Source organism: Candidatus Edwardsbacteria bacterium, from assembly GCA_018821925.1.
Lineage (GTDB): Bacteria > Edwardsbacteria > AC1 > AC1 > EtOH8 > UBA2226.
The window spans coordinates 80,399-89,780 of sequence record JAHJLF010000075.1 but is presented as its reverse complement, the minus strand read 5'-3'; the positions used below and the strand labels follow the sequence as shown (position 1 = coordinate 89,780).

Sequence of the window (9,382 nt, the reverse complement as noted above, 5' to 3'; positions counted from 1 at the left end):
TATTTCATAGACCACAAGATAAATTCCATCCAGAATTATCTATACAAGGATGTCAACAGGGATTATCAGCTGATAGACACCAACGTCTACCAGGAGAATATCTTTCACACCAAGATGCTGCTGAGGGATTTCAATATAGAAGATTATATTTTCGGGCGTAGCACCAGCAAGCTGAGGGCTCGCGATAAGGTGAATATCAAGAAGAAACTGCTGAGGGAGATGGCGGAAATATTCTTCGCCGAGAATATCTAGATTACATATAAAATAAAAGCCGTGGCTTGAATGCCACGGCTTTTTTAGTGTTTTGGACGGACCTCTCCCTTACCCCTCTCCTAAGGCATTAGGAGAGGGAAGGGGGAGGTCGTTAATTTTACACCCAGATCAAATTCATCAAAAACCCCACCACCACGGCCCAGCTCAAGGTCAATGCCAGCACCCGGACGATCCCCCGCCAGCCGATCTCCTTAAGAGCTACGAAAAAGGTGGCTATGCATGGCAGGTAAAGCACCAGGAACACCGAGGCGATCACCGCCTGCTTGGGCGACAGGTTCAAAGGCGCCAGCAGGGCGATGGAGATGTCCTTGCGCAAAAATCCGAACAGGATCACGCTGATGGCCTCCCGAGGAAGGCCCAGAACATTCACCACCAACGGTCTGGCCAGCCGGCCCAGCAATCTTATCGCCCCCAGCATCTCCAGAATATTCACCGCCAGCACCCCCAGCACTATCAGCGGGGTGGCCTCCTGCAAAAAGCTCTTGATGCGCATCCAGGTCTTTCGGAAAAGCGTTCCAGCGTGGGGCATCTGGTAGGAGGGTATCTCCATGATGATCTCCGGAGACTGCCCTTTTAAGATGCGGTTCAAAAACAGGCTGTTTATCACCGCCACCGCTATCAATACCCCGAAGGCCAGCAGAACGTAGCCCACTCCGAAGCCCGACAGCAGCGATACCATCATGGCCGACTGGGGCAGACAGGGAGCGGCCATCAATAAAAGGGTCAGGGCCAGTATCTTCTCCCGCCGCGATTCCAGCACCCTGAGGGCCAGCACCCCCGGAACCTTGCAGCCGCAGCTTAGCACCAGCGGCAGGGCGGCGTAGCCGTGCAGGCCCAGGCGGTGCATGGTCCGGTCCAGTAGCACCGCCAGGCGGGGCAGGTAGCCGATGTCCTCCAGCACTCCCAGCACCAGGTAGAAGGAGACGATGTAGGGCAGGACTATGGCCAGGGGGATATAGACCCCGGTGGTCAGCGCGCCAAATGACTCCATGAACTCCGGGGTCTGCCCGGCCAGCAGTTGGCGGATCACCGGCCAGGGAATGAACGCCACCAGCTTTTGCACCAGCGGACCGTAAATGTTTTTGAAGAAGGGGTCCATCAGGTATTTTATCAGGCCCTCGCCCAGAAATCTTATGACCGTAAAGGAAAGCACCATCACCGCCAGGGCGATCAGCACCCCTGAGAACGGCCGGACGCTGGCGTCCTCCAGTTTCTCCAGGATGGTGGGGTGCTTGTGGGTAATCCTCTGCACCTCCTGGCTGATGTGGCCGATGATATGCCAGCGCTCCTGGTGGTCAATGGGCTTGAATTCAGATAGTTTTATTTCGCCTCGCCCGGCCTCGGCCACCGCCGACATCACTTTCTTTAGTCCTTCGCCGGTTACCGCCACCACCGGGATGACTTTCACCCCCAGCCGTTGGGCCAGCTCGTCAACGTTGATAATGATCCCCTTGTGACGGGCGATATCCCATTTGTTGAGCATCACTACCATGGGAATCTTTTTCTCCAGCAGCTGCAAGGTCAGATACAGATTGCGCTCCAGATTGGTGGCGTCCACTACGTTAATTATCAGGTCGGCCTTATCCCGGGTGCAGAAGTCGCTGGCCACCTCCTCGGCGGTGCAGGTGGCCTCCAGGGTATAGGCCCCCGGCACGTCTATCAGCTCCATTCTTTTGCCGTCGGCCCAGATGGCCCCCTTGGAGAACTCCACCGTGGTTCCGGCGTAATTTGATGAGACGGCCCCCAGGCCGGTCAGATGGGAGAAGACCACGCTTTTACCCACGTTGGGATTGCCGAACAGCAACACCTTGAAATCGTCAACCGTCACATTGACATGGCGGGCCATGCCCTTTCCGATAGCCACCTGTCCATTTGAGGAGGAGACCACCACCGGGCCGAAGTCGGAGACCTTGGTCACTCTCAGTCCGGGGCGAAGTCCCAGCCTTTCCAGCCTGGCCTGGAGGCCGTGTCCGCCGGAGATGGATTCGATGCGGGCGGCCTCGCCGTTTTTTAATTCAGTTAAATTTAAAATCATGTTTTTTATTTGTTAAGGGGAATTGCTTCCATTTCGTTAAGATAGGCAAAGCCGTTTTCAACAATGGCCAGGGTGATATGGCTTTCAATGGTGAAGGTCATATCTGCTTTTTGATACGGACCCAGGACCTCGTCATTTAGCCTTATGTAATATGCCCCACGGTTCTTGTAGACAAAACCAAAAACCGAACCATCCGGTGAAAATTTGACCTCCGGCATGTGGTCACCATCAAATCCACCGTAAATGTTATGGTTTATTTGGACGAACCATTGTGGCATGGTATCCGAATCGGGGATTTTTTGATTTTCGATTACGTAAGCCGCCTTTAGAATGTGAGACCGCTCCTTATGGTAGACCATGCCCACTTTTGAACTATCGGGACTGAAGCAGTATTTTGGTTTGTTGCTAAAACTGTCTATCAGTGTTCCCTGGAAATTCTCGAAAACGCTCTCGTTGACTTGGGCAAACCACTGATCCTTGATCTTATACAGGGCCATGAATTTGCTTCCGTTGGGGGATATATTGAAGTATTCCAGCGAATCGTATTTTGGCAGCTTGTATTTTATCTGGTCAAATATTAGTATACTGGTGTTTGGTTTCTGCGGCTTGCAGCCAGCCAAAAACACCATGGCAGTCAGTCCAAGGACTGAAAATGAATAAATTATTTTCTCTTGTAGTTTCATTTGGTTTTTTTCTTGGTTGTTTTGGGTTTGGGCACATGGTTCTGTTTTTCCATATAGGCCAAAACATCGGCCAGCCCGTTCTTTTCGGCGACCTTGAGGAACTTTTGATATCCCTGGGCGTAAATTTTCTCCTGGTTCTGCAGCTTCTCCGAATTCAAGCTGTCATTGCCCCAGTAGGCGTTCATCAGCGAAGAGATGTATTCGGCAAAGCCCTCTTCGATCTCCTTGCCCTTGGCGTTGGGATAATAGGCGTCGTGGATATCATGGGCCAGTTCATGGGCGGTTATATTGTGGAAATATTTTGGGGTCAGATGCGAAAGGATGTATATCACGAAAGTGTCGCTGTCCAGCACCTTGGTTTTAGCCTGCTGGTAGGTTTTCCATTTATGGCTGTATAGCCCCTGTTCGGAAAAGACCGTTACTCCGGTGATCCTGCTCAGCTCCTGCGCATCCACTAACTTAAAAGTTATCTTATGGTCGGTGGAGAGATTCAGATGTTTTTTGATATCGTCACGGACCCTGGTAAAATATTTTTGCCCGCTCTCCAAAGAGGTGATGGCCTCAGGCTGGCATTTTTTACAAAGGTATCTTGCGTCCGCCAATTTTATTTCGGCCCCGGGCAATCGGCAATTGAGGCATTTGGGCAGGGCGGCGCAATCGTTGCAAAATATGTGGCTATTGAGCGTCTTCCAATTGTTCAGTGGTTTTTGGCATAACTCGCACTTGGGCAGACTGGTCTGGTAACATTCCTGGGAGCAATATACTTTTGAGGCGTCATCGGCCGAACGGATCTGTTTCTGGGCCGGCTGGCCGCAGGCGGCGCACTTGGGCAGGGATTTCGCAAAGCATTTTTCCGAACAGAATATCTTCCCGTTGAACTTTAAAAATTCGCCCTGCTTGGTCCCTTCGCCCACCGACTTTCCACAGACCGAGCATTTGGGCAGGGCTGCCTCGAAGCATTTCTGGGAGCAGTAAGGCTGGCCGTTGTATTCCAGAAAGCTTTTGGTGATGGATTTTTCGCAATTGGCGCAGGTCTTGCTTTGGGCCGAAACAAAAGTTATCGATATAAACGCCACCAATAAAATAAATAAAGCAATGAAAAAAGATTTTTTCATAATAATCTCCGTCTGTCTTGCAAGTTTTTTATATTCTCTGCCCTTTCTGTCCGGGCAGAAAGGGCGAAAGACCCGCCGGGGTCGCAGGACTTAACACTTAATATAATGCTTGTGTAAATAAAGAATTATTTGATGAGTTTGGCACACGCTACGGAGCGATGATCAATTTTGTAATGTTTTCCGCAGTCAACCCGCAACTGCGCCCCCGGACCCCAACTACCCCACAAATTTGGTTGGAACGATATCTGTGGTTTTGCCAAAGATTGGTGTTTCAAATGATCTTTTTTACCCCCAGGGTGACCATGAATATCCCCATGGATATCAGCACGATGGTGGCTCCGGTGGCGGTGGACAGGTAATAGGAGGCGATCAGTCCCGATACCCCCGAGGCCAGGCTTATGACAATTGACCACCAAACGTACTGCCGGGTGTTGCCCGAGATGTTGCGGGCCGCGGCGGCCGGCAGTATCAGCATGGAGTTTATTACCAGCAGGCCCACCCACTTGATGGAGACGGTGACCACCACCGCCACCACCAGCGAGAACATGGCCTCTATCAGCCATACTTTTATCCCCCGGCTCCGGGCCAGCGAGGGGTTCAGGCTGATCAGCATCAGCTGGTTGAAATACAATATCCAAAGAACCGTGACCGCCAGTATCAGTATCAGCAGGTTCCTTATCTCGGCCGGGGTAATGCTGAGGATATCGCCCACCAAGTAGCCGGAATACCTGGCGAAACCGCCTCCCCGCGACAGGATCACTATCCCCAGGGCCACGGCAAAAGCCATGAAAAGGCCGATCACTGTGTCGGTCGATGTCAGGGTGACCCGCCTCAGCCAGGAGATGGCCAGGGCCAGCAGGCCGGAGAAGATGACCATGGCCCAGGTGGGATCGGCCAGACCCATGATGGCGCCGATGGCGATGCCGGTCAGGGCGGCGTGTCCGATGGCATCGGAGAAAAAAGCCATCTGCTGGTTGATGACCTGCGAGCCCAGCAGGCCGAACAGGTACGATACCAGAATCACAGCCAGCAGGGCCTGCTTCATAAAAGCAAAGCTGAGCCAATCGAAGGGCAGCAGGCCGGTCAGCCAGTACCACGGGCTCATAGGCTTTTCTCCAGGTTACAGCTGATGCATCCCCGATCCTCTTTATGCTCCGGTTGTATCTCGGGGAAACTTAGGGCCAGCTCCGGAGGCAGGGCAAAGGCCTGACGGACCGCCTGGTTGGAAAGGACTTGGCGGGGCGTGCCGTCGGCGATGACGGTGCGGTTCAAAAAAACTATTCGGTCGGCGAACTGGGCCACAGTGGACAGGTCGTGTGATACCAGGATGATGGACAGGTGATAGTCCCGCCGCAATTGGGAGACCATCTTATAGAACAGCTCGATGCCAGCCAGGTCCACGCCGGATACCGGCTCGTCCAGCAATAGCAGATTGGGCACCGGGGTAATGGCCATGGCCAGAAGCACCCGCTGGAGCTCGCCGCCGGATAGCTGTCCCAGCTTGCGGTCTATCAGATGCCCGGCCTGCACCGTATCAAGAACCTCCTTTGCCCGGGATCGGTCATTGCGCCCGATGCCCAGCCACACCGGCCGGCGGCCGGCGGCCCCGGCAAAAAGGTCCCTGACGCTGACCGGGGCGGTGGCGTCGAATTCCAGCTTCTGGGGGACGTAGCCCAAAAACGGCCGGTTCGGGCGCTGTCCGTCGGAGTCAATGAAATGGACGTGGCCGGTGTGCGGCACCTCGCCCAGGATGGCCTTGAGCAAAGTGGTCTTGCCGGCCCCATTGGGACCGATCACGGCGGTGAACTGGCCGCAATGGACATGCAGGTTGACATCCTCCAATATCCGGTTCTGGCCGAAGGTCACGCCCAATTTCACCAGCTTGGTGCAGCAATAACCGCAGGATTTATCCGAGGCAACTTTATTTTCAACGGCCATGGGCGGCTCCATTCCTGCCCTTGTCAAGGCATTTGGCGCAGCGACCGGTAAGCTGCATCTGCCAGTCGATCACGGTGAACTTATCCTTCAGCTGCTTTTCCACGGCGCCCAGTATGCGGTCATCCTTTACCGTTCCGATCTCCTGGACCTGCCCGCAGCCGCTGCAAACCAGGTGTATCCCCGGGGTGCCGGCCAGTTCGTAATGGGCGTGATTCTCCTGCAGGTAGTTCCGCTTGACCAGTCCGGAGGCGGTCAAAGCCTGCAGGGAGCGGTAGACGGTGGAGAGATGAATGTTGCGGCCCTGCGATTGCAGAGCCTGCCAGATCTCCTCGGCCCGCAGGTGCTTTCCCTTGGCCCGCCCCAGAATATCCAAGATGCTGCGCTGAGCCTTGCTGGTTTTAGCTTGGTTTTTCATTTATTTTATAATGCGAATTATTCGCATTTATTATAACGCCATTCGGTCAATTTGTCAAGCTTGCATTTAACCCAAGCCTATAGACACTTCTTCAAAAGCCTTATGTTTGCCCGTCTCAGGACAGGTTCTTCATCTTTCCTTATTAGGGGAGATGAGGGCCGGCAGGAAAGACCATATAAAATCTCTTTGTGCGTTTTGTGCTCTTTGTGGTTAATGGGACCTGGATTCCCGACTTCTCGGGAATGACATAAAAGAAAATATTCCAAGAAAAACAGTGTTAATCAGTGTCCAATTGGATCTCACAGTACCCCAAAATCATTTGACAATATTTTTCTTTTAAGGTATTATTACACGATAACACAATAGCATTTTTACCCTTATAAGGAAATATACCATGGCCAAACTACAGAAGACCATAGTCACCGAGGTGAGTTTTTCCGGGGTGGGGGTCCATACCGGGAACGTCACCAAGATCACCTTCAAGCCGGCCCCGATGGATACCGGGATAAAGTTCATCCGCGCTGACCTGCCCCAGGCTCCGGAGATCCCGGCCCTGATCGACTACGTGGTGGAGACCGCCCGGGGCACCACCCTGGGTCGGGATGCGGACGGCCAGCTGGTCAAGGTCCACACCGTGGAGCATGTCCTGGCGGCGGTGGCCTCGCTGGAGATAGACAACCTCCGGGTGGAGATGGACAACAACGAGCCGCCCATAGGAGACGGCTCCTCCCGCCCCTTCCTGGATATCCTGAAAAAGGCCGGAACGGTGGAGCAGGACGCCCCGCGGAAATATTTCGAGCTGCCCCGGATGGTGTCCATAGCCGACGATGAGGTCCAGCTGGTGGCCAATCCCTCCAAGGAGTTCCGGATAAGCTTCACCATAGACTTCGACCACCACATGCTGCGCAGCCAGTACGCTTCCTTCGCTATCGACGGGGAAGTGTTCGACAAGGAACTGGCCGACGCCCGGACCTTTTGCCTGGCCCGGGATGTGGAGATGCTCCGGTCCCAGGGGCTGATCAAGGGCGGCAGCCTGGACTCGGCGGTGGTGATCGGCGAGCAGGGCATTGAGAACAAGGAGCCGCTGCGCTACCCCGACGAGTTCGTGCGGCACAAGATACTGGATCTGCTGGGCGATCTGACCTTGCTGGGCATGCCTCTGAAAGGACACGTGATCTCCATAAAATCCGGGCACCGCTCCAACGTCAAGCTGGTCCGGGAGATCAAGAAGGTCTACGACGAGATAGAAAAACAAAAAAAGGGCCCGGTGTTCGACATCAACGCCATTGCCGGGATGCTGCCACACCGCTATCCCTTCCTGATGGTGGACCGCATACTGGAGCTGGACGAGGGCAAGCGGGTGGTGGGGATCAAGAATGTTACCATCAACGAACCGTTCTTCCCCGGCCATTTTCCCGACCGGCCGGTCTTTCCCGGGGTGCTTATCATCGAGGCCCTGGCCCAGACCGGGGCGTTCATGATACTGCATTCGGTGGAGAACTACCATCAGAAATTGCTGTACTTTGCCGCCATAGACAAGGTGCGGTTCCGCAAGCCGGTGGTGCCGGGCGACCAGCTGAGGTTCGAGCTGAAGATGGTGTCTTTCAAGCGGGGGATCTGCAAGATGGAGGGCCATGCCCTGGTGGACGGCCAGGTGGTGTGCGAGGCCGAGCTGACCGCGGCGATAGTGGATCGGTGATTTCTACCAAGTAGACTAAGAACATATGAAAGCGATAATATACAAAAAATACGGGCCACCGGATGTACTCCAGCTTTGTGAAGTGGCAAAACCCACCCCCAAAGACGATGAGGTGCTGGTGCGCGTTCACGCGGCATCCGTGAATGCTTATGACTGGCATTTCCTGACCGCTGACATCTTCTTGATTCGTCTCATGGGCGGGGGATTGATCAAACCTAAATACACGAGACTCGGTGCTGACGTTGCTGGGCGGATTGAAGCAGTTGGCGGAAACATCAAGCAATTTAAAACAGGTGATGATGTTTTCGGGATGGTAAAAGGCGGTTTTGCCGACTACGCATGTGCTCCTGAAAGTGCGGTGGCGTTGAAACCGGTCAATACTTCGTTCGATGAAGCTGCGGCCGCACCGATGGCTGCGATCACTGCCTTGCAAGGTCTGCGCGATGAAGGGCAGATTCAGGCGGGGCAAAAGGTTATGATTTATGGCGCCTCAGGCGGGGTTGGAACATTTTCGGTTCAGATCGCTAAAGCGTTCGGCGCAGCAGAAGTGACCGCCGTGTGCAGCACGAGGAATTTGGAACAGTCGCGCTCGATCGGGGCAGATCATGTCATTGATTACACTAAAGAAGATTTCACCCAAAATGGTCAGAAGTATGATCTCATTCTTGCGGCAAACGGATATCGTTCGCTTGCGGACTATAAGCGTGCCTTAACTCCCAAGGGTATTTATATAATGGCTGGAGGTTCCATGCCTCAAATCTTCCAGTCTATGCTCATGGGGTCAATGATGTCAGAAAGAGGGGGCAGGAAAATGGGAGGCGTAAGCGCAAAACGAAACCAAAAAGATTTGATCTTCATAAAAGAACTTTATGAAGCGGGCAAAGTAAAATCCGTTATCGATAGACGGTATCCATTAAGTGAGTCTGCGGAAGCGCTCCGCTATCTTGGAGAAGGACATGCCCGAGGGAAAATAGTTATCACTATGGAACAGAATAACAAAACCTGACCAAGCGGGGGATCTGCAAGATGGAGGGCCATGCCCTGGTGGACGGCCAGGTGGTGTGCGAGGCGGAAATGACCGCGGCGATAGTGGATCGGTAACTTATATCTGGGACAAAAAATGATGGAATGAGTGTAAACGCAAACTAGGGTAAGTGTGAATTTAGTTTCTTTTTAAAGTTATTTGTGGAGGCAGATTAAAATGAAATGTCCTTATTGTAAGGC

9 protein-coding genes are annotated in these 9,382 nt (G+C 53.4%); 3 read left to right on the top strand and 6 right to left on the bottom strand.

Translation table 11 applies throughout. The features are described 5' to 3' along the window. Positions 1 to 252 (top strand): S-adenosylmethionine decarboxylase (locus tag KJ869_09755; GenBank protein MBU1577476.1); only part of this gene is annotated, 252 nt, incomplete at its 5' end. 118 nt (positions 253 to 370) lie between these two features. Here the strand turns inward: KJ869_09755 and KJ869_09750 are convergent. From KJ869_09750 to KJ869_09725, 6 genes are all read right to left on the bottom strand, one after another. Next, the gene (locus KJ869_09750; protein MBU1577475.1) at positions 371 to 2,308 is read right to left on the bottom strand and encodes a 50S ribosome-binding GTPase; all 1,938 of its coding nucleotides are present in this window, start codon (positions 2,306 to 2,308) and stop codon (positions 371 to 373) included. Positions 2,309 to 2,313: 5 nt separating this feature from the next. Then, entirely contained in the window at positions 2,314 to 2,937 is a 624-nt protein-coding gene (locus KJ869_09745; GenBank protein MBU1577474.1) for a hypothetical protein, read from the bottom strand. A gap of 50 nt (positions 2,938 to 2,987) precedes the next feature. Next, a complete protein-coding gene (locus KJ869_09740; protein MBU1577473.1) occupies positions 2,988 to 4,106 on the bottom strand; it encodes a hypothetical protein in 1,119 nt (372 codons plus the stop codon). Between the two features lie 271 nt (positions 4,107 to 4,377). Then, on the bottom strand, positions 4,378 to 5,211 hold the full coding sequence (locus KJ869_09735) for a metal ABC transporter permease (GenBank protein MBU1577472.1): 834 nt from the start codon (positions 5,209 to 5,211) through the stop codon (positions 4,378 to 4,380). After that, entirely contained in the window at positions 5,208 to 6,044 is an 837-nt protein-coding gene (locus KJ869_09730; protein ID MBU1577471.1) for a metal ABC transporter ATP-binding protein, read from the bottom strand. The genes KJ869_09735 and KJ869_09730 overlap by 4 nt, the downstream gene beginning before the upstream one ends. Beyond that, positions 6,034 to 6,459, bottom strand: a complete 426-nt coding sequence (locus tag KJ869_09725) for a transcriptional repressor (protein ID MBU1577470.1) — start codon at positions 6,457 to 6,459, stop codon at positions 6,034 to 6,036. The genes KJ869_09730 and KJ869_09725 overlap by 11 nt, the downstream gene beginning before the upstream one ends. Positions 6,460 to 6,853: 394 nt before the next feature. Between KJ869_09725 and KJ869_09720 the strand changes: the two genes are divergently transcribed. Together KJ869_09720 and KJ869_09715 are read left to right on the top strand one after the other, a co-directional pair. Continuing rightward, positions 6,854 to 8,158, top strand: coding sequence for a bifunctional UDP-3-O-[3-hydroxymyristoyl] N-acetylglucosamine deacetylase/3-hydroxyacyl-ACP dehydratase (locus KJ869_09720; protein ID MBU1577469.1), 1,305 nt, complete (start codon positions 6,854 to 6,856; stop codon positions 8,156 to 8,158). Positions 8,159 to 8,183: 25 nt separating this feature from the next. Further along, on the top strand, positions 8,184 to 9,164 hold the full coding sequence (locus KJ869_09715; GenBank protein MBU1577468.1) for an NAD(P)-dependent alcohol dehydrogenase: 981 nt from the start codon (positions 8,184 to 8,186) through the stop codon (positions 9,162 to 9,164). Positions 9,165 to 9,382: the final 218 nt, after the last annotated feature.